The organism is Kitasatospora cathayae (assembly GCF_027627435.1).
Taxonomy (GTDB): domain Bacteria; phylum Actinomycetota; class Actinomycetes; order Streptomycetales; family Streptomycetaceae; genus Kitasatospora; species Kitasatospora cathayae.
This window is the reverse complement of the sequence record NZ_CP115450.1, coordinates 1,888,656-1,907,548: the sequence shown is the minus strand read 5'-3', so window position 1 is coordinate 1,907,548 and position 18,893 is coordinate 1,888,656. Positions and strand designations below refer to the sequence as shown.

18 protein-coding genes are annotated in these 18,893 nt (G+C 71.5%); 9 read left to right on the top strand and 9 right to left on the bottom strand.

The features are described 5' to 3' along the window. The first annotated feature begins 230 nt into the window (after positions 1-230). Complete coding sequence (locus O1G21_RS08585; RefSeq protein ID WP_270142194.1) at positions 231-1,409, top strand: alpha/beta hydrolase; 1,179 nt, start codon at positions 231-233, stop codon at positions 1,407-1,409. A gap of 94 nt (positions 1,410-1,503) precedes the next feature. Here O1G21_RS08585 and O1G21_RS08580 read toward each other — a convergent pair whose 3' ends face one another. After that, complete coding sequence (locus O1G21_RS08580; RefSeq protein ID WP_270142192.1) at positions 1,504-1,833, bottom strand: phenolic acid decarboxylase; 330 nt, start codon at positions 1,831-1,833, stop codon at positions 1,504-1,506. Between the two features lie 215 nt (positions 1,834-2,048). Between O1G21_RS08580 and O1G21_RS08575 the strand changes: the two genes are divergently transcribed. Further along, positions 2,049-2,474 (top strand): glycoside hydrolase family 16 protein, encoded by a 426-nt coding sequence (locus O1G21_RS08575; RefSeq protein ID WP_270142190.1) that lies wholly within the window; start codon positions 2,049-2,051, stop codon positions 2,472-2,474. A gap of 259 nt (positions 2,475-2,733) precedes the next feature. Here the strand turns inward: O1G21_RS08575 and O1G21_RS08570 are convergent, their stop codons facing one another. Beyond that, positions 2,734-3,531, bottom strand: coding sequence for an IclR family transcriptional regulator (locus O1G21_RS08570; RefSeq protein ID WP_270142188.1), 798 nt, complete (start codon positions 3,529-3,531; stop codon positions 2,734-2,736). Between the two features lie 201 nt (positions 3,532-3,732). On the opposite strand from O1G21_RS08570, the gene aceB reads away from it, so the two are divergent. Together aceB and O1G21_RS08560 are read left to right on the top strand one after the other, a co-directional pair. Then, complete coding sequence (aceB, locus tag O1G21_RS08565; RefSeq protein ID WP_270142187.1) at positions 3,733-5,385, top strand: malate synthase A; 1,653 nt, start codon at positions 3,733-3,735, stop codon at positions 5,383-5,385. Between the two features lie 145 nt (positions 5,386-5,530). Next, on the top strand, positions 5,531-5,932 hold the full coding sequence (locus tag O1G21_RS08560) for an allophanate hydrolase-related protein (protein WP_270142185.1): 402 nt from the start codon (positions 5,531-5,533) through the stop codon (positions 5,930-5,932). Positions 5,933-6,351: 419 nt separating this feature from the next. Here the strand turns inward: O1G21_RS08560 and O1G21_RS08555 are convergent, their stop codons facing one another. From O1G21_RS08555 to O1G21_RS08525, 7 genes are all read right to left on the bottom strand, one after another. Beyond that, complete coding sequence (locus tag O1G21_RS08555; RefSeq protein WP_270142183.1) at positions 6,352-7,737, bottom strand: 8-oxoguanine deaminase; 1,386 nt, start codon at positions 7,735-7,737, stop codon at positions 6,352-6,354. A gap of 69 nt (positions 7,738-7,806) precedes the next feature. Beyond that, positions 7,807-9,354, bottom strand: a complete 1,548-nt coding sequence (locus tag O1G21_RS08550; protein ID WP_405000603.1) for a nucleobase:cation symporter-2 family protein — start codon at positions 9,352-9,354, stop codon at positions 7,807-7,809. A 288-nt stretch (positions 9,355-9,642) separates the two neighbouring features. Continuing rightward, positions 9,643-10,563: a factor-independent urate hydroxylase gene (gene pucL / locus O1G21_RS08545; protein ID WP_270142182.1), complete on the bottom strand. Its 921-nt coding sequence runs from the start codon at positions 10,561-10,563 to the stop codon at positions 9,643-9,645. 30 nt (positions 10,564-10,593) lie between these two features. Beyond that, a complete protein-coding gene (uraH, locus tag O1G21_RS08540) occupies positions 10,594-10,929 on the bottom strand; it encodes a hydroxyisourate hydrolase (protein WP_270142180.1) in 336 nt (111 codons plus the stop codon). 94 nt (positions 10,930-11,023) lie between these two features. Further along, positions 11,024-11,527 (bottom strand): 2-oxo-4-hydroxy-4-carboxy-5-ureidoimidazoline decarboxylase, encoded by a 504-nt coding sequence (uraD, locus tag O1G21_RS08535; RefSeq protein WP_270142178.1) that lies wholly within the window; start codon positions 11,525-11,527, stop codon positions 11,024-11,026. Between the two features lie 203 nt (positions 11,528-11,730). Continuing rightward, complete coding sequence (locus O1G21_RS08530; protein ID WP_270142176.1) at positions 11,731-12,114, bottom strand: helix-turn-helix domain-containing protein; 384 nt, start codon at positions 12,112-12,114, stop codon at positions 11,731-11,733. Further along, on the bottom strand, positions 12,111-12,356 hold the full coding sequence (locus tag O1G21_RS08525; protein WP_402815750.1) for a thiamine-binding protein: 246 nt from the start codon (positions 12,354-12,356) through the stop codon (positions 12,111-12,113). Before O1G21_RS08525 ends, O1G21_RS08530 begins: the two co-directional genes overlap by 4 nt. Before the next feature lie 219 nt (positions 12,357-12,575). Here O1G21_RS08525 and O1G21_RS08520 point away from each other — a divergent pair, with 219 nt between their 5' ends. From O1G21_RS08520 to alc, 5 genes are all read left to right on the top strand, one after another. Further along, complete coding sequence (locus O1G21_RS08520; protein ID WP_270150847.1) at positions 12,576-13,418, top strand: TIM barrel protein; 843 nt, start codon at positions 12,576-12,578, stop codon at positions 13,416-13,418. A gap of 81 nt (positions 13,419-13,499) precedes the next feature. Beyond that, positions 13,500-14,393, top strand: coding sequence for a 2-hydroxy-3-oxopropionate reductase (locus O1G21_RS08515; protein WP_270142173.1), 894 nt, complete (start codon positions 13,500-13,502; stop codon positions 14,391-14,393). Between the two features lie 398 nt (positions 14,394-14,791). Further along, positions 14,792-15,934, top strand: coding sequence for a glycerate kinase (locus O1G21_RS08510; protein WP_270142171.1), 1,143 nt, complete (start codon positions 14,792-14,794; stop codon positions 15,932-15,934). Positions 15,935-16,102: 168 nt separating this feature from the next. After that, positions 16,103-17,482, top strand: a complete 1,380-nt coding sequence (allB, locus tag O1G21_RS08505; protein ID WP_270142169.1) for an allantoinase AllB — start codon at positions 16,103-16,105, stop codon at positions 17,480-17,482. Between the two features lie 77 nt (positions 17,483-17,559). After that, on the top strand, positions 17,560-18,834 hold the full coding sequence (gene alc / locus O1G21_RS08500; protein ID WP_270142168.1) for an allantoicase: 1,275 nt from the start codon (positions 17,560-17,562) through the stop codon (positions 18,832-18,834). Positions 18,835-18,893 lie beyond the last annotated feature (59 nt).

Here is an 18,893-nt window from a genome sequence, read left to right as displayed (position 1 = left end):
GGCGCCGGGTGGCTGGCAGGCTGACAGGTTTCAGCTGACAGATTTCGAAATCTGTCAGCTGAAACCTGTCGGTCGGTCGCCCATCCTCGGCACCCTCCAGCCCCCCATCAGCTTCCTCCCAGCTCCCGCTAGGGTTGGTCCTCGCGCCCCGGTGGGGGAACCGGGGTGACCTCCTCGGATGTCCCTGAGCGGAGGGGGCGTGGAGTTCGAGGCGTGGGAGCAACTGGGACATGGGTCTGACGAGCCACAAGGTGCTGGCGCTGGCCGTACTGCTGGCGGTCGTGATGATGATCGGCACGGTCTGGCTGTGGCCCAGACTCGCCAGGAAGAGCTGGCAGGCGGTGCTCGGCCGGATAGGCACGTTGCTCGCCACCCAGCTCGCCGTGCTCGCCGCGCTCGGCCTGGTGGCGAACAACTACTTCGCGTTCTACAGCAGTTGGGACGACCTGCTGGGCACCGGCAGCACCGGACCGGTGGTGATCCACAACAAGGCGGACGCCTCCGGACGCCTCATGGTGGAGACCATCGGCCAGGCCTCGGTCAAGGGCGGCGGCGCGATGGGCCGTGAGCCCAGCCGGTCCGGCGAGATCCGCAAGGTCCGGATCGACGGCAAGGAGAGCCGGCTGTCGACCGAGGCGTACGTCTACCTGCCGCCGCAGTACTTCCAGCCGGAGTACGCGCAGAAGCAGTTCCCGGCCGTGATCGTCAGCACCGGGTTCCCGGGGATCGCCGAGAACCTGATCACCCGGTTCAACTACCCGGGCGCGGCGCTCAAGCTGCTGCAGGAGGGCAGGATGCAGCCGACCGTCATGGTCCTGATGCGCCCCTCGCCCGCCCTGCCGCAGGACACCGAGTGCGAGGACATCCCGGGCGGCGCCCAGTCCGACACGTACTTCACCAAGGACGTCCCCTCGGCGATCGAGGCGAGCTACCGGGTCTCGACCGACCCGCAGGCCTGGGCCTTCATGGGCAATTCGACCGGTGGCTACTGCGCCGTCAAGCTGGCCATGCGCCACCCGGACGTCTTCCCGACCGCCGTCGCCCTGTCCGCGTACTACGAGGCCGCGGACGACCCGACCACCGGTGACCTCTTCGGCGGCAGCAAGCAGCGCCGCGACGAGGCCAACCTGATGTGGCGGCTGAAGAACCTGCCGCAGCCGAACATCTCCCTCCTGCTGGCCGGCACCAAGAAGGGCGACGGCAACTACAAGCAGGACACCGAGGCGTTCATCGACGCGGTACACAGCCCGATGAAGGTCTCGTACAGCATGCTCGAGAACGGCGGCCACAACTTCGAGACCTGGAGTGCGCTGCTGCCCTCCTCGCTGGAGTGGCTGTCCCAGCACCTCAAGGTGCCGAACCAGCCGAACCAGCAGGGCCAGCCGAGCCCGCAGGGCCAGACCGTCTGACGGCGGCCCGCGCCCGGCGAGAACGAACCGAACCCCCGGGACCCATGGGGCAGCGTCGGGTCCCGGGGCTCCGGTTTCGTCGTCGTCACACCGCTCAGGCCACCCGCTCCAGCGTCCCGGTGTGCAGCTGGCCGACCCGGCCGCCCTCGCCCTCGAAGGTCCAGAAGGCCCGCACGGTCAGCGCGTTGAGGTCCATCACGTGGCTGACGGTGATCCCGCTCTGCTCCGTCCAGCTGACGAAGTAGATCTCCGGCGCGATCTCGGCGACGTGCAGCCGCACGTCCTCCCACTGGCCCGCCGACTCGCCGAGGCCCTCCCAGCGCAGCCGCGTGCCGTCGGCCGAGTAGGTGTTGCGGAAGGCCGCGCCGTTGTCGACCCGGAAGACGTAGGTACGGCCGGCGAAGGCGGGCAGGGACGCGGTCATGGTGGGGCGGGACCTCTTCTCGGGAGCAGCGGGCGGATCGTGCGGGGCGTACGGGCCGGCACATCGGACTCGGTGCACTTGTGCACCGCGGAAAATGCCAGGCTTCCAATTTATCCGACCGGGCGGACTCGGGCCGCCCCGCGCGCCACGGTGCGGTCCACAGCCACAGCCACAGCCACAGCCACAGCCATAGCCACTCCAAGGAGGGCTTCCAGGTGAAGACCGGCGACTACGCCGAGACGCGAGTCAAGCTCCCGTCCGGCACCGGAGCCTGGCCGGCGCTGTGGACCTGGAACGGCACCAGCGGCTCGCACGGGGAGATCGACTCCTTCGAGTACCACGCCGACAACCCGAGCACGCTGGAACTGACCAACCACGTCAACCCGGACCACCTGTTCTACAAGAACGCCAAGACGATCGCGAACGACGGCTGGGTCACCATCGGCACCCACTACGGCGCCAACTCGGTGGACTGGTACGTCAACGGCGTCAAGGTCTTCTCCGACGGCACGGGCGTGGGCGCCAACTGGTCGGCGTACCTGATCCTCAACCTCTCGGTGAGCGCCGGCAAGTACCACCCGGCGCCGCAGGGGAACATCCCGATCACCTTCGTCGCCGACTACGTGCGCGTCTACCGCTGAGCGCGGACGCCGAGCGCACGTAGCCCGCAGACCAGCCGCTCTCAGGAACCGGCAGCCGTACGACCACTTCCGGGCGAACGGCTGCCGGTTGTTGCGTCCGTCCGGTCGTCCGGGCTGCGCATTCCGCCGGACCCGCCGAGCGCATCCCGCCGGACCCGCCGGTCGGCACGCCCGGCACGCCCGGGCCAGCGGCGATACCGCGCGACCGCCGCCACGACCGCCGTGGAACAGGCGGCTGGGCAAGTGGACTGACGTTCCGTCAGGGAGCGAGGACCTGCCCGAGCCGGGTTGCGATCTGGTGCATCACCGGCACCAGCGAGGATGCCCCCGCCTGCTCCTCCAGCGCTCGGATCCGCGCCTCCGGGCCGGACACCGACAGGGCGGTGGGGGTGGGCGCGCCCGGCACCGCGAGCGCGATGCAGCGGACGCCGATCTCCTGCTCCTGGTCGTCGACCACGTACCCGCGCTCGCGCGCCTCGGCGAGCTGGTCCATCAGCTCCTGCGGGTCGGTCACGGTGTACTCGGTGTGGGCGGGCAGCGGGTTGGGGCCCAGGATCGCCCGCGCCTCGTCCTCGGGGAGCTGGGCGAGGAGCGCCTTGCCGACGCCGGTGCAGTGCGGCTGCACCCGCCGTCCGACCTCGGTGAACATCCGCATCGAGCGCCGCGACTGCACCTGCCCGACGTACACCACCTCGCCGCCCTCCAGCACGGCCAGGTTGGCGGTCTCGCCGGTGGCCTCCATGAGCTCGGCCAGGTACGGGCGGGCCCAGCTGCCGAGCAGGCGGCCGGCGGTCTCGCCGAGGCGGATCAGCCGGGGGCCGAGGGTGTAGCGGCGCGCGGTGTCCTGGCGGACATAGCCCTGCTGGACGAGGGTACGAACCAGTCGGTGGATGGTCGGCATCGGGAGGCCGGAACTGCTGGAGAGTTCACTGAGGGTGGCCACCCCGCCGGAGTCGGCCAGTGCCTCCAGGAGTTGGAAGGCGCGCTCGACGGACTGCACGCCGCCGCTCGCGCGGTCGGCGCCTGTCGTCGATGCTGTGTCGGGGGTCGCAACCACCGGCGTTCCCTTCGCTGTCGGGGAGGAGTAGAGTCCCGGCGACCTCTTCAACAAACCGTTGAAATTCTGTATCGCGGAAACTAGTCTCCACCTTACAGAATCGAACTCGCCGACAGGCGGGTAACGATCGAGGAAGTTCCCGAGGAAGTTCCCACCGGAGCTCCCTTCGCCAGGCTCAACCGTCTTAGGAGTGTCCTGCTCATGGCTGCAGATCAGGGGCCCGTCGGCGCCTCCCCCGCCGCTCCGGTCGTCACTGTCGCCGGTCCGCGCGTCCACCGGGCGGAGGAGGTGCTCACTCCGGAGGCGGTCGCCTTCGTCGTCGGCCTCCACCGCGCCTTCGAGGGCCGCCGGCAGGAGCTCCTGGCCAGGCGGAAGGCCCGACGCGCGGAGATCGCCCGCACCGGCACGCTGGACTTCCTCCCCGAGACCGCCGACGTCCGCGCTGGGGACTGGAAGGTCGCCGAGGCGCCGCGGGCCCTCCAGGACCGCCGGGTCGAGATCACCGGCCCCACCGACCGCAAGATGGTCATCAACGCCCTCAACTCGGGTGCGAGGATCTGGCTCGCCGACTTCGAGGACGCCACCTCTCCGACCTGGGAGAACGTGGTCAGCGGCCAGGTCAACCTGATCGACGCCTTCGAGGGCCGGATCGACTTCACCAGCTCGGCCGGCAAGGCCTACACCCTCAAGCCCGCCGCCGAACTCGCCACCGTCGTGGTCCGCCCGCGCGGCTGGCACCTGGACGAGAACCACCTGCTGGTCGACGGCGTCCCGGTGGCCGGCGCGTTCGTCGACTTCGGCCTGTACTTCTTCCACAACGCCGCCCGGCTGCTCGCCAAGGGCGCCGAGGACCCGAACTCCGGCCCGTACTTCTACTTGCCGAAGACCGAGAGCCACCTCGAGGCCCGGCTGTGGAACGACGTGTTCACCCACGCCCAGGCCGCACTCGGCATCCCGCACGGCACCGTCCGGGCCACCGTGCTGATCGAGACCATCACCGCCGCCTTCGAGATGGACGAGATCCTCTACGAGCTGCGCGACCACGCGGCCGGCCTCAACGCCGGGCGGTGGGACTACCTGTTCTCGATCGTCAAGAACTTCCGCGACGCCGGCGAGCACTACATCCTGCCGGACCGCAACAGCGTCACCATGGCCTCGCCGTTCATGGCCGCCTACACCCGGCTGCTGGTGCGGACCTGCCACAAGCGCGGCGCCCACGCGATCGGCGGCATGGCCGCGTTCATCCCCAGCCGCAAGGACCCGGAGGTCAACGCCGCCGCCTTCGAAAAGGTCAAGGCGGACAAGGACCGCGAGGCCGGCAACGGCTTCGACGGCTCCTGGGTGGCCCACCCGGACCTCGTCCCGGTCGCCCGGGCCTCCTTCGACGCGGTGCTCGGCGAGCGGCCCAACCAGAAGGACAACCCCGGTCCGGCCGAGCCGGTCACCGCCGCCGACCTGCTCGACATCGCGGGCGCCGGGGGCACCTGCACCCACGCCGGGCTGCACAACGCCGTCCAGGTCGGCATCCGCTACATCGAGGCGTGGCTTCGCGGGCTCGGGGCGGTCGGCATCTTCAACATGATGGAGGACGCCGCCACCGCCGAGATCTCCCGTTCGCAGATCTGGCAGTGGATCCACAACGGGGTCGTGCTCTCCGACACCGGCGAGAAGGCCACCGCCGAGCTGGTCCGCAGCCTGGTCGCCACCGAACTCGCCGAGCTCCGCGCCGAGTCGGGCGCCGAGGCCTATGAGGCCGGTCGCTGGCGCGAGGCCGCCCAGCTCTTCGAACGGGTCGCCCTGGCCGAGGAGTTCGCGGACTTCCTGACCCTCCCCGCGCTTCCCCTGCTGGGCTGAGCACCAATCTATCCGCCGGCGCCTCCGCTGCCGCCCGCCGGGCTGTAGCAGTTCCGCCGCCCTTTGCTCCGTTCCGTACGGCGACGAATCCACCTGTCCTCTCGTCGTCGTACGGAACGGTCTTTTCTTTCCGAGGAGTTCACTGATGGCGCGCATCTTCTTCAACGGCCAGGCGATGGTCGGCGGACCGTTCCACGACAAGGTCGCCGACGCCCTGATCGGCCCGGTCCGCACCGCACCCGGATACCGCTTCTTCTCCATCGACCACAGCGGCGGGACGGACGTCTGCCCGGGGCTGCTGGCCGACCCGGCCGTCGACAGCGCGATCGAGGGCGAACTGTACGACGTCAGCCTGGAGCGGCTGCGGGATGTCATCCTGCCCGGCGAGCCCCGGGAGCTGGAGCTCGGCGTGATCGAGCTGGCGGACGGCTCCGCGTGCCTGTCGATGCTGCTCGCCCGGGGCGAGCTCGAGCGCGGCGTGCACCGCGAGATCACCCACCACGGCGGCTGGCGCGCCTACCTGGCGACGCTGGGGCGCACGGCCTGAGGGGTTGGGGTCAGGCTGGCGCCGGCGGGTGACAGATGACAGCTGACAGATTTCGTCATCTGTTATCTGTTATCTGTCACCCGTCGGCTGTTCTTGGCGACGGTCCTGGCCGACACCCTGGTCCAAAGGTCCCGGCCGCGCGACGCTCGACCGGGTGAGACGGCGGGCCCCTCCCGGACGCGCCACAGCCCCGGACCCTCGCCGTGGATCCGGGGCTGCGGTCCGCGCATCGATGACAGCGAACAGATGACGGACAACAGATGACAGATGATGAAATCTGTCGGCTGACATCTGTCCGCCGCCCGAAGGAGCGCGGAGTCCGGGCGCGCACCGTCCCTGGGCGCCCCGGAGTCACGGAGCCGAAGGACCGCCCGAACAGCTCAGACGGTCAATCAGCCGAATGGTCGAACCGCCGAACGTCACACCGGCCGGGAGGCGAGCTCCTTGGCCGCCCGGGCGCAGGCGCGGGCGATCCGGTCCTCGTTGACGGTGGTCAGCTCGCCCTTCTCGACCACGGCGTTGCCGTTGACGAACAGCACCGCCAGCGGCGGCAGCGCGCCGAAGGTGAGGGCCGCGACCGGGTCGGCGATCGAGGAGTGCATGATCCCGTCGATCTTCCACAGCGCGAGGTCGGCCAGCTTCCCGGCCTCGATCGAGCCGATCTCGTTCTGCCGCCCCAGCACCCGGGCCCCGCCCATGGTGCCGAGCCGCAGCGCCTGGCGGCCGGTCAGCGCGGTCGGGTAGCCGTGGAGGCGGTTGATCAGCAGCGCGTTGCGCAGCTCCGTACCGAGCTCGCCGGACTCGTTGGAGGCGGTGCCGTCGACGCCGAGCCCGACCGGTACGCCGGCCTTGAGCATGTCCGGCACCCGGGCGATGCCGGCGGCCAGCCGGGCGTTGGACGACGGGCAGTGCGCCACGCCGGTACCCGTCTCGGCGAACTTGGCGATGTCGGAGTCGTTCATGTGGACGCAGTGCGCCATCCAGACGTCCTCGCCGAGCCAGCCCACCGACTCGAAGTAGTCGGTCGGCCCCATGCCGAACAGCTCCTTGCAGAACTGCTCCTCCTCGGCCGTCTCCGAGCCGTGGGTGTGCAGCCGGACGCCCTTGCGGCGGGCGAGTTCGGCGGACTGGCGGAGCAGGTCGGTGGAGACCGAGAACGGCGAGCAGGGCGCGATCGCGACGTGCAGCATCGAGCCGAAGGAGGAGTCGTGGTAGCGGTCGACGGCGGCCTCGGAGGCGGCCAGGATGTCGTCCAGTTCCTCGACGGCGTGGTCCGGCGGCAGCCCGCCGTCCTTCTTGCTGCGGTCCATCGAGCCCCGCAGCGCGGTGAAGCGCAGGCCGAGCTCCTGGACGGCCTCGATCGAGGCGCCGAGGACGTCCCCGCCGTCCTTGGGGAAGACGTAGTGGTGGTCCGAGGCGGTGGTGCAGCCGGACTTGAGCAGGGCGGCGGCCGAGCCCTGGCTGGCGGCGTGCACGAGCTTCTCGTCGATCCGGGCCCAGGTCGGGTAGAGCGCGACCAGCCAGTCGAAGAGGATGTCGTCCTGGGCGAGGCCCCGGGTGATCCACTGGTAGAAGTGGTGGTGGGTGTTGACCAGGCCCGGCGTGATCAGGTGGCCCTCGCCGTTGATCCGGCGCACCACGTTGTCCAGCCAGTTCGGGGCGGGGCCGTCGCCGACCGACTCGATGCGGTTTCCGAGGATGACCACGTGGCCGCGGGCGTACTCGGTGTCGGCGGCGTCGACGGTGGCGATCGCGACGTTCTCGATCACGATCCGCTGGTCGGCGGGAGGGGGCTGGACTGCCATGGTGTCACTCCTATGGGGGAGGGCCGGGAAGGGCGCGCACCTCATGGTGCGCGCCCCTGCCCGGACCGGTCAGGACGGTGTCGCCGTCGGCACCGTCGCGTCGGAGGCCTGACCGGATCTGGATCCGGCTGCGGATCCCGCTGCGGACCCGGATCCGGGCCCGGAGGCGGACCCGGATCCGGCCCGGCGGGCGGCTCCGACGTGGTGGAAGAGCAGGTTGAGCAGGACGGCCATCACGCAGCCGGCCGAGATCCCCGAGTGCATCAGGGTCCGGACGGCCTCCGGGAAGGAGTCGTAGAAGTTCGGCACGGCGATCGGGATTATGCCGACACCGAGCGAGACCGACACCAGGATGGTGTTGGCGCTGGACTCCATGCCGGCCTCCGCGAGGGTGCGGATCCCGCTCGCCGCGACCGTGCCGAAGAGCACGATCCCGGCACCGCCGAGGACGGGCTGCGGCACCAGGGAGACGACCGAACCGAGCACCGGGAAGAGCCCCAGCAGGATCAGGATGCCTCCGCCGGCCGCGACCACGAACCGGCTGCGGATCTTCGTCAGTGCCACCAGCCCGATGTTCTGGGCGAAGGCGCTGGCGGCGAAGCCGTTGAAGACGGGGCTGATCGCGGTGGCCAGTCCGTCGGCCCGCAGACCGGCGGCGAGCGTGGTTTCGTCGGCCTCGCGCTCGACGATCTTGCCGAGGGCGAGCATGTCGGCGGTGGACTCGGTCATCGAGACCACCATGACGATGCACATCGAGACGATCGCGGCGACGTCGAACGCGGGCCCGCCGAAGTGGAACGGGGAGGGGAGCGCGAAGACCTTCGCGTCCCGGACCGCGCCGAAGTCGGCCAGCCCCAGCGGGAAGGCGATCAGGGTGCCGAACGCCAGACCGATGAGCAGGGACAGCTGCTGCCAGAAGCCGCGCAGCAGCCGGTTGCAGAGCACCACCGCGACGAGGGTGATCGCGGCGAGGCCGATGGCCCGCATGGAGCCGTACCCGGGGGCGCCTGGCGAGCCGCCGCGCGCCCAGTTCACCGCCACCGGGAGCAGGGACACCCCGATGAGGGTGATCACGGTGCCCTGGACGACCGGGGGGAAGAACCGGATGAGCTTGCAGAAGTACGGCGCCGCGAGGAAGCACAGGGCCCCCGCGACGATCACCGCTCCGAAGATCACCGGGAGGGCGTCCTTCGGTCCGTGTTCGTTGGCGATGGCGATCATGGGCGCGACTCCCGCGAACGACACGCCGTTCACGAACGGCAGTCGCGCGCCGATCTTCCAGACGCCGAGGGTCTGGAGCAGGGTGGCCAGTCCGGCGGTGAACAGGCTGGCCGAGATGAGCAGGGCGAGGTCGGCGGCGGAGAGTCCGACGCCGGCGCCGACGATGAGCGGGGGTGCGACGACTCCCGCGTACATCGCGGCGACGTGTTGGAGCCCGGTGGAGAACAGCTTCACCGGGGGCAGCACCTCGTCCACGGGGTGGATACCGGGGTGGGTACCGGGATGGGTTCCGGACCCGGACGGCTCGCCGGGGAGGCGGGTTGAGGCGCCGTCCGGACCTGGGGTTCTTGCAGGGGTGGAACCGCCGTCGTTACTGCTGGTGTTGCTGGGTGCCATGTCGAGCCCCTCTTGTGCCCGTGGCTCCCGGCGCGCCCGTGGCGCTGGAGACCTCCCGAGGGCGGGACGGCGGAGCAAGGATCCCTCGGGGTGCTTCTCCAGTGCCCCGGGCCGGCCGCCGCGAGGCAGACACGAACTCCGGTTGGTGGGGGTGGAGAAACAGGTGGTGCGGGTGGTGCGGTCCGCCCGGTCTCGACCGGCCCGTGCGGGCCGGAGGTGCGGCGACTCCGGGCGGAGTCCGGGGGATGAGCGGGGTGGAGCGGTGGAGCGGTGGCGCTGCGGGGGAGGTCAGACGACCGGGATGACCGGGACGACGCCCTCACGGTGCACGGTGCCCTCGATCAGGCCGTACATGCGGTCCGCGGCGTAGTAGACCTCGTTCTCGTTCTTGAGCCCGAAGGGCTCCAGGTCGACGAGGAAGTGGTGCTTGTTGGGCAGTTCGAGGCGTACCTCGTCGACTTCGGCGCGGTTGTTGAGGACCCGGGTGCCCATCGAGTGCAGGGTCTGCTGCAGCGAGTAGGAGTAGGTCTCGGCGAAGGCCTCGAGCATGTGCCGCTTCACGTGGGTGTAGGAGCGGTTCCAGTTGGGCTGGGCCTCGCCGTCGCGGCCGCTGTAACCGTACTTCCAGCGGGCGGTGACCTGGGTGGCGAGGATGCGGTCGTACGCCTCCTGCAGGGTGGTGTACTTGTCCTTGATGTAGCCCCAGAACTCCGAGTTGGTGGAGTTCATCACGATGAGGTCCTTCAGGCCGGAGATGACCTGGACCTTCTCGCCGTCGTAGACGACCTCGGTGGTGCGGGTCTCCTGGCCGTTGCGGACGAAGGAGTGGCCGACCTCCTCCGAGCCGATGAAGCGGGCCGAGCTGTCCGGCGTCTTGATCCGGTCCCAGGCGTACTCCTCGATCCGGATCCGGGCGCTGTGCACGACGCCGCGCTCGGTGTCGTCGACGAAGTGCCGGGCCAGCAGGATGCCGAAGGCCTCGGCCGAGTCGATGCCGTACTCCTTGGCGAAGGCGTAGACGGTGTTCTTGGTGGTGTCGGTGGGGAGGCAGTTGGCGTTGGACCCGGTGAGGTGGACGTCCTCGAACTCGCCCTGGAGGGAGACCGAGACGTTCAGGTCCTTGATCTCGTGCCGGGTGGAGTCGCGGTAGACCCGGACGATGCGGTTCTCCGCCTTGCCGTACTGGTTCTGACCGAGCACGTGGGCCATGACAGGCTCCTAAGCTTCAAGGTCGGTCTACTAGCTTCCGCGGTAGACCGAGTATCCGAACGGGTTCAGCAGCAGCGGCACGTGGTAGTGGTGCTGCGCGGGCGCGACCGTGAAGACGATCGAGACCTCGGGGAAGAACGGCGGCTCCTCGGACTTGCGCGCGTAGTACGCGGCGGTGTCGAAGAGCAGCCGGACGACCGAGCCCGCCTCCACGGCCGGCAGGTCCTTGACCCGGCCGTCGGAGTCCGTGGCGGAGGCGCCGAGCACCTGCCAGCCACCCTCGGTGTGCAGTGCGAGCTCGACCGGGACACCCTCGGCCGGGCGGCCGAGGCTGGTGTCGAGCACGTGGGTGGAGATGCCAGTCATGGGTGAAGTGACCTTACTGATGGCAGAGGTGATGGTGCGTCAATTCACGACGGGCGCAACGTGCGGCCGCCCACGAAGCATTCTTGACGATGAGTCAGGAGGCGTCGAGGAGGCGGTTGAGCCGGATGTCGTTGATCTTGCGCAGCTCGCCCCGGACGATCTCCGCCTCGGTGGCGGGGTCGTTGGGGTGGCGCTCGCGCAGGGCGGCGAGCATGGTGGCCGCGGTGCGGCCGGTCGCGCAGATCAGGAACACGTGGCCGAACTTGGCCTCGTAGGCGGCGTTGGCCTCGTGCAGTTCGTCGAGGACCGCTTGGTCCACGCCCTGGATGCCGGCCTGCTCGCGCTCGGAGGTGGCGTCGCCCGGCTTGGGCTGTCCGATCCGGGCGTGTCCGGCCATCGCGTCGCGCAGGTCCGCGACGGTCAGTCCCGCCATCGCCGCCGCGTTGGCGGCGAGCAGCGCCTCACGACTGGACCAGGGCTTGGCCTCCGCGACGGCGGCGGCCCAACGGGGGCTGGAGCATACCTCCAGCAGGATCCCTTCCAGCTCCGCGGCATCGGCCGCGGCCAGGGCGTCAAGGGCGTGGGGGTGGTTGGTCACGAGTGGACCTCCTGAAGAGTGGTGCCACCCGGAAAAGCTAGATCGACCCCACCCAGTCGTCAACAGTTTGTTGAACGGTTGGTGGTTACGTTTTGAACCGGCCCCCGGTGCGGGGCCCTTTCGTGTGCGATTCGCCAAGTGTGCCCCGCCGCGGACGGATCCACACTCTCCATACCGGCGGGGTCACTGGCTTCGCGGTCCGTTCAGGACGGCTTCGAGCTGTCCTGGCGGTTCAGGTAGTTGTACACGGTGAAGCGGCTGACGCCCAGGGCCGAGGCGACCGTCTCGACTCCGTGGCGGACGGTGAAGGCGCCGCGCTCCTCCAGGAGGGCGACGACCCGCTGCTTCTCCCAGCGGTCCAGCTCGGCCAGCGGGCGGCCGTCGAACTGTCGGGTCATCTCGGCCAGCAGCCGGTCCAGCGCACTGCTCAGGTGCGGCAACCGGACGGCCAGGGCCGGAATGCCCTCCCACTCCAGGACGACGTCCTCGGCCTTCGCCTCGTCCAGCGGGACGGGCGTCGCGCCGACCGCGTCCAGCAGCGGCTTGACCGCCGCGGCGAGGGGATGGTCCACGTGCTGCTCGGTCACGGCGTACCGCCCTCCTCGTCCAGCAGGCTGACCTGGACCGAGATGCGGGTCGCCCCGGCGTCCAGGGTCTCCCGGAGCAGTCGGGTCACCGCGGCGAGGACCTGCTCCGCCTCGCCCTCGGCGCCGGTCCCGAAGGGGCCGACCGACACGTCCAGGCCGGCCTCGTCGACGACCTTGCGGGCCGCGGCGGCGTGCTCCGGGAACGTGTCCAGTTCGAACGGTTCTGTCGTGAACTCCACCATCAATCGCACGTGCTCACTGTATCGAGCGGGGGTGGGCGGGGGGCAGGGCCTGGGCGATCGAACAGCGGCCGGCCCGGCCGGCGGGCGGGTCCGGGCTACTTCAACAAAATGTTGCGGCAGCCTTGACACTCGCTCGCCGGGCCGGAGATGCTTCCACCACACAGAATCCCTCTTCCGGATCGTGGAAGTTGCGGATGACGGAAGAGAGAGTGAGAGGTGATGGACGTGACGGCGGCTGCCAAGCACGGCTTCACGGTCAACCTGTCGATCCTGTTCGGCGAACTCCCGCTGCTGGAGCGCCCCGCGGCCGCGGCCGCGGCCGGCTTCACGGCCGCCGAGCTCTGGTGGCCCTTCGGCACCGAGCACAACCCGAGCCAGGCCGAACTGGACGCGCTGCGCAAGGCGTTCGGCGACGCGGGCGTCCGGCTCACCGGGCTCAACTTCCTGGACGACCTCAGCCAGGGCGCCCGGGGCACCGTCTCGGTCCCGTCCGAGAAGGAGCGGTTCCGCGCCAACGTCCCGGTCGCCGCGGAGCTCGCCGCCTCGTTCGGCGCCACCGCGCTCAACGCGCTGTACGGCAACCGGATCGAGGGCGTCGAGCCGGCCGAGCAGGACGCGCTGGCGCTGGAGAACCTGGTGCTCGCCGCCGAGGCGGCGCACGGGATCGGCGCGATCCTGCTGATCGAGGCCCTCAACAAGGCCGAGTCCCCGGACTACCCGCTGGTCTCCGCGGCCGCCGCGGTCGAGGTGGTCGACAAGGTCAACGCCGCCACCGGTCTGGGGAACGCCGGGTTCCTCTGCGACCTGTACCACCTGGCCAGGAACGGCGAGGACCTGGCGGCGGTCATCGACACCCACGCGGACCGGATCGGCCACGTGCAGATCGCCGACAACCCGGGCCGCAACGAGCCCGGCACCGGCGAGCTGGACTTCGAGGACCTCTTCGCCCGGCTCAGCGCCGCGGGCTACACGGGCTCGATCGGCCTGGAGTACCGCCCCTCCACCGGCGTCAGCGCCGACAGCTTCGGCTGGCTGCCGCGCGAGCTGCGCGCGGCCCGGTAGCGCCGTCCGCCGTTGCGGCGCCCCTCGGGGCCTGTCCCGGAGCCCACCCCTCCCACCCGCACACGTAAGGAACCCGACGCGATGAGCGCCTCCCGCAAGATTGCCTTCGTCGGCCTCGGCATCATGGGCAAGCCCATGGCCGTCAACCTGGTCAAGGCCGGCCACCACGTGACCGGCTTCGACCTCTCCCAGGCCTCGATCGACACCGTGGTCGCGGCCGGCGGCCACGGCGCCGCCAGCATCGCGGACGCGGTGAAGGACGCCGAGGTCGTCATCACCATGGTCCCGGCCGACCCGCACGTCGAGGCGGTCATCCTCGGCGAGGGCGGCGTCCTGGAGAACGTCGCCGCGGGCACCCTGGTGATCGACATGTCCTCGATCACCCCGCAGACCTCCATCAAGGTCGGCAAGGCCGCCCGCGAGAAGGGCGTGCGCACCCTGGACGCCCCGGTCTCCGGGGGCGAGGCCGGCGCGATCGAGGCGGTGCTGTCGATCATGGTCGGTGGCGAGGCCGCGGACTTCGCCGAGGCCAAGCCGCTGTTCGACGCGCTGGGCACCACGGTCGTCCACGTCGGCCCGGACGGCGCCGGCCAGACCGTCAAGGCCGCCAACCAGCTGATCGTCGCGGTCAACATCCAGGTGCTCGCCGAGGCGGTGGTGTTCCTGGAGAACGCCGGCGTCGACCTCGGTGCCGCGCTGGACGTGCTCGGCGGCGGCCTGGCCGGCTCCACCGTGCTCAACCGCAAGAAGGCGAACATGCTCAACCGCGAGTTCGCCCCCGGCTTCCGGATCGACCTGCACCACAAGGACATGGGCATCGTCACCGACGCCGCCCGCGCCGTGGGCGCCGCGCTGCCGGTCGGCGCCGTGGTGGCCCAGCTGGTCGCCTCCGCCCGGGCCAACGGCGACGGCTCCCTCGATCACTCGGCGCTGCTGCGTGGCGTCGAGCGGCTCTCCGGCCGCGAGGTCAAGTGATCCGCGAGGTCAAGTGACCGACGGGGCCCCGGCGCCCCGACAGACTCCTCCTGGCGGCGTGTACCTGATCCGGTCGTGCCCGCGCCGCCAGGAGGCCGGACCCGACCGGCGTGCGGGCAGGGGCTCATCCGCCCGCCCGCCGGTCGACCCAAGCCGGTGACTCGCACACCCTCCCCGAGGGGCACTTCGGTCGTGCCTGCTGCGTGTCGCCTGGCCCCCTCCCCGCCGAGGGGAGCCCCTCGTACGTCGGAAGCGGGACGAGGGGAACGGCGGGGAGGGGGTCGCACCACCCCCCCACGGCCCGGACCGCACCACCCGGGCGGGGGTCGCGTTCCCGGGGCCACCGGACACATGCTTGTCGAACCACCGCCAGACCCGTATGGAAGTGAGGACCACCGATGCCCCCCACCCCCCACCAGGGTCACGTGGTCGTAGCGCCGGACAAGTTCAAGGGCACCCTGGAGGGTGCCGAGGTCGCCGCCCGGATCGCCGCCGGCATCCGGCGCGCCGCGCCCGGCACCGAGGTGCGCGAACTGCCCGTGGCCGACGGCGGCGAGGGCACCCTGGCCGCGGCGCTCGCGGCCGGCTTCCAGCGCGTCCCGGCCAAGGTGGCCGGCCCGACCGGCCTGCCGGTGGACGCGGCGCTCGCCGTCCGCGGCGACACCGCCGTGGTCGAGCTGGCCCAGGCCTCCGGGCTCGCCCGGCTGCCCGGCGGCCGGACCGCCCCGCTCGCGGCCGGCTCCTACGGCGTCGGCCAGCTGATCGGCCGGGCGGTGGCCATGGGCGCCAAGCGGATCGTGCTGGGCCTCGGCGGCAGTGCCTGCACGGACGGCGGTGCCGGCATGGTGCAGGCGCTCGGGGTCCGGCTGCGCGACGCCGACGACAGCGAACTGCCGCCCGGCGGCGCCGCATTGCGCCGGCTGGAGCGGATCGAACTCGGCCCGCTGGCCGAACTGCTGACCGGCGTCGAGGTCGTGGTCGCCTGCGACGTGGACAACCCGCTGCTCGGCCCGCGCGGCGCGACCGCCGTGTACGGCCCGCAGAAGGGTGCCGACGGGGACGACCTGGTGGTCCTGGAGGAGGGGCTGACCCGCTTCGCCGACCAGGTCGCCGCGGTGACCGGACGCGACGTGCGGCAGGCCCCCGGCGCCGGGGCCGCGGGCGGGGTGGGCTTCGCCGCCCTCGCCCTGCTCGGCGCCACCATGCGACCCGGTATCGAGCTGCTGCTCGATCTGCTGGGTTTCGACGAGGCCGTGCGTGGGGCACGCCTCGTCGTCACCGGCGAGGGCTGCCTGGACGCACAGACGCTCCATGGCAAGGCCCCCGCCGGGGTCGCCGCGGCGGCCGCCCGGGCGGGGGTTCGGGTGGCTGCCGTGGCCGGTCGGCTGGAGCTGTCCGAGCCCGAGTGGCGGACGGCCGGCTTCACCGCCGCGATCGCGCTCACCGACCTGGCCGAGCAGCCGGGGGACAGCATGACCAGGGCCGGTGAGCTGGCCGAGGTGGCGGGGGAGCGGCTGGCCGAAGCGCTGCTGCCGGGCTGATCCCCCGTAGGTTCCTCCATTGACGTTTTGTTGAAGGCGGGCCTAGGCTCCCCGCAATCCTTCGGTTCCCGCCCACTCCGACCACCCAGCGAGCGCCTCCCCGGGCCGCGTGGTCCGGTGTGCCCCCGCGTACCCCCATCCCCCCAGTTCCAGGTTTCGGAGGTCCCCATGCCGTTCAGCCAGCCAGCGGTGATCCGCTCCCGCCGGGCGGTGCTGCCCGACGGCGAGCGCCCCGCCGACGTGCTGATCCGGGACGGGAGGATCGAGCAGGTCGCCGCCCACGGATCGCTGGTGGTCGGCGACCGCGAGCTCGTCGACCTCGGTGACACCGCCCTGCTGCCCGGCCTGGTCGACACCCACGTGCACGTCAACGAGCCCGGCCGCACCGAGTGGGAGGGCTTCGCCACCGCCACCCGGGCCGCCGCGGCCGGCGGCGTCACCACGATCATCGACATGCCGCTCAACTCGATCCCGCCCACCACCACCGTGGAGGGGCTGGCCGTCAAGCGGAAGACCGCCGAGGGCCAGGCCTGGGTCGACCTCGGCTTCTGGGGCGGGGCCGTCCCCGGCAACGTCGCCGACCTCGAACCCCTGCACCGGGCAGGTGTGTTCGGCTTCAAGAGCTTCCTCGCCCCGTCCGGCGTCGACGAGTTCCCGCACGTCGAGGCCGCCGATCTGGAGGCCGCCCTGGCCGAGCAGGCCCGGATCGGGGCACTGGCGATCATCCACGCCGAGGACCCGGCCGTGCTGGCCGCCGCACCGCAGCAACCCGGCGTCCACTACCGGGACTTCCTCGCCTCCCGCCCCGCCGGAGCGGAGACCGCGGCCGTCGCCCAGCTGCTCGACACCGCCCGGCGCACCGGCGCCCGGGTGCACGTCCTGCACGTCTCCTCGGCGGCCGTGCTGCCGCTGCTGCGCACGGCGCGCGCGGAGGGCGTACGGGTGACCGCCGAGACCTGCCCGCACTACCTGACGCTCGCGGCGGAGCAGGTGCCGGACGGCGACACCGCCTTCAAGTGCTGCCCGCCGATCCGCGACGAGGCCAACCGGGACGCGCTCTGGGAGGCCCTGGCCGACGGCGAGTTCATCGCCGTCGTCTCCGACCACTCGCCGTCCACCCCCGACCTCAAGCTGCTGCCCGAGTACGGCGGCAGCGGCGACTTCGCTGCCGCCTGGGGCGGCATCGCCTCGCTGCAGCTGGGCCTGCCCGCCATCTGGACCGAGGCCCGCCGTCGCGGCCACGCCCTGTCCGACGTGGTGCGCTGGATGTCCGCCGGACCGGCCGAACTGGTCGGCCTCACCGGCACCAAGGGCGCCATCGCGGCGGGTTGCGACGCGGACCTGATCGCCTTCGATCCCGACGGCGAATTCGCCGTCCACGCCGGTGAGTTGCACCACCGCAACCCGGTGACCCCGTACGCGGGGCGGACGTTGACCGGCGCGGTCCGCACCACCTGGCTGCGCGGCCGCGCGGTGGACGCCGGCGCCGAGCCCTTCGGCCGGCAGCTCACCCGGCCCGCCGACTCCCGTCCTGCCACCGCCTCCTGAACCGGAGCCGCGGCCCGAGCCGACCGCCTTCCGAGCCGACCGCTTCCCGAACCGCCACCGTCTTCCGAGGAGAGTCAGTGACCACTGCCGACACCCCGAGCGCTCCCTTCACCGAGCTGGTCAACCTGGCCTCCCGACTGCTCGGCGCGGGCGTCGTCGCCACCAATGAGGACACCTTCGCGGACGCCGAGAACCTGTTGGTGGCCAAGCCCGCCGAGTTCCGCCCGCACACCTTCGGCCACAAGGGCCAGATCATGGACGGCTGGGAGTCCAAGCGCCGCCGCGGCGTCTCCGCCGAGCAGCCGCACCCCACCGACCAGGACCACGACTGGACGATCGTGCGGCTCGGCGTCGGCGGCGTGATCCGCGGCGTGATCGTCGACACCGCCCACTTCACCGGCAACTACCCGCAGAGCGCCTCGGTCGAGGCCGCCTCCGTCCCCGGGCACCCCTCGCCCGAGGAACTGCAGGACGCCGAGTGGACGGTCATCGTGCCGCGCACCCCGCTCCGCGGCGACACCGCCCACGAGTTCACCGTCCAGGACGACGCCCGCTACACCCACGTACGGCTCAGCATCTTCCCGGACGGCGGCGTCGCCCGGCTCCGGGTGCACGGCGAGGTGCTGCCCGACCCGCGCGAACTGGACGGCCTCACCTTTGACCTGGCCGCCCAGGAGTACGGCGGCGTGGCCGAGGCGGCGTCCGACCGCTACTTCTCCTCCCCGCACAACCTGAACGCTCCCGGTCGCGCCTCCGTCATGGGCGAGGGCTGGGAGACCCGGCGTCGGCGCGACAAGGCCAACGACTGGGTGCAGATCGCCCTGGCCGGGGGCGGCGAGGTCCTGGCCGCCGAGGTGGACACCACCCACTTCGTCGCCAACGCCCCCGGCTGGGCCGACCTGATCGGCTTCGACGCCTCGACCGGGCAGGCTGCGACGTCCCAGACACCGGCCGACGGCGAATGGTTCGAGATCCTGCCCCGCACCCGGCTGCAGCCCGACACCCGGCACCGCTTCCGGCTCGACGTCGGCCGCCCGGTGACCCACGTGCGGATCAACGTCTACCCGGACGGCGGGCTCGCCCGCCTCCGGCTCACCGGCCGCCTCACCGAGGCCGGCCGCGCGGCCCTCGCGCTGCGCTGGTTCAACGCGATCCCCGCCGCCGAAGCCGTGGCCGCCCTCGCCGGCGCCGGCCTCGGCCCCGAGGAGGCCGCCGCGCTGGCCGCCGCCCGCCCGCTGGCGGACCCGGCCGCGGCCACCGCCGCGGTCGCCGGCCTCCAGCCGGCCGACGGCCCGGACGGCGAGCACTCCGCCCGCCGCCGCTCGGCGCTGTGGCGCCTGCTGGGCGTCTGACACTCGGCGCGCCCGCTCCACCTCTCCACGCACCGCCTTATCGACACCTGAAGGACCCT

Bases quoted from the DNA above. Each gene is read 5' to 3' on its own strand.
- O1G21_RS08560 (WP_270142185.1), top strand. From the start codon at position 5,531: ATGGCGCGCATCTTCTTCAACGGCCAGGCGATGGTCGGCGGACCGTTC.
- O1G21_RS08525 (WP_402815750.1), bottom strand. From the start codon at position 12,356: ATGGTGGAGTTCACGACAGAACCGTTCGAACTGGACACGTTCCCGGAG.
- allB (WP_270142169.1), top strand. From the start codon at position 16,103: ATGCCGTTCAGCCAGCCAGCGGTGATCCGCTCCCGCCGGGCGGTGCTG.
- O1G21_RS08580 (WP_270142192.1), bottom strand. From the start codon at position 1,833: ATGACCGCGTCCCTGCCCGCCTTCGCCGGCCGTACCTACGTCTTCCGG.
- aceB (WP_270142187.1), top strand. From the start codon at position 3,733: ATGGCTGCAGATCAGGGGCCCGTCGGCGCCTCCCCCGCCGCTCCGGTC.
- O1G21_RS08555 (WP_270142183.1), bottom strand. From the start codon at position 7,737: ATGGCAGTCCAGCCCCCTCCCGCCGACCAGCGGATCGTGATCGAGAAC.
- uraH (WP_270142180.1), bottom strand. From the start codon at position 10,929: ATGACTGGCATCTCCACCCACGTGCTCGACACCAGCCTCGGCCGCCCG.
- pucL (WP_270142182.1), bottom strand. From the start codon at position 10,563: ATGGCCCACGTGCTCGGTCAGAACCAGTACGGCAAGGCGGAGAACCGC.
- O1G21_RS08550 (WP_405000603.1), bottom strand. From the start codon at position 9,354: ATGGCACCCAGCAACACCAGCAGTAACGACGGCGGTTCCACCCCTGCA.
- O1G21_RS08515 (WP_270142173.1), top strand. From the start codon at position 13,500: ATGAGCGCCTCCCGCAAGATTGCCTTCGTCGGCCTCGGCATCATGGGC.
- O1G21_RS08510 (WP_270142171.1), top strand. From the start codon at position 14,792: ATGCCCCCCACCCCCCACCAGGGTCACGTGGTCGTAGCGCCGGACAAG.
- O1G21_RS08585 (WP_270142194.1), top strand. From the start codon at position 231: ATGGGTCTGACGAGCCACAAGGTGCTGGCGCTGGCCGTACTGCTGGCG.
- O1G21_RS08520 (WP_270150847.1), top strand. From the start codon at position 12,576: ATGGACGTGACGGCGGCTGCCAAGCACGGCTTCACGGTCAACCTGTCG.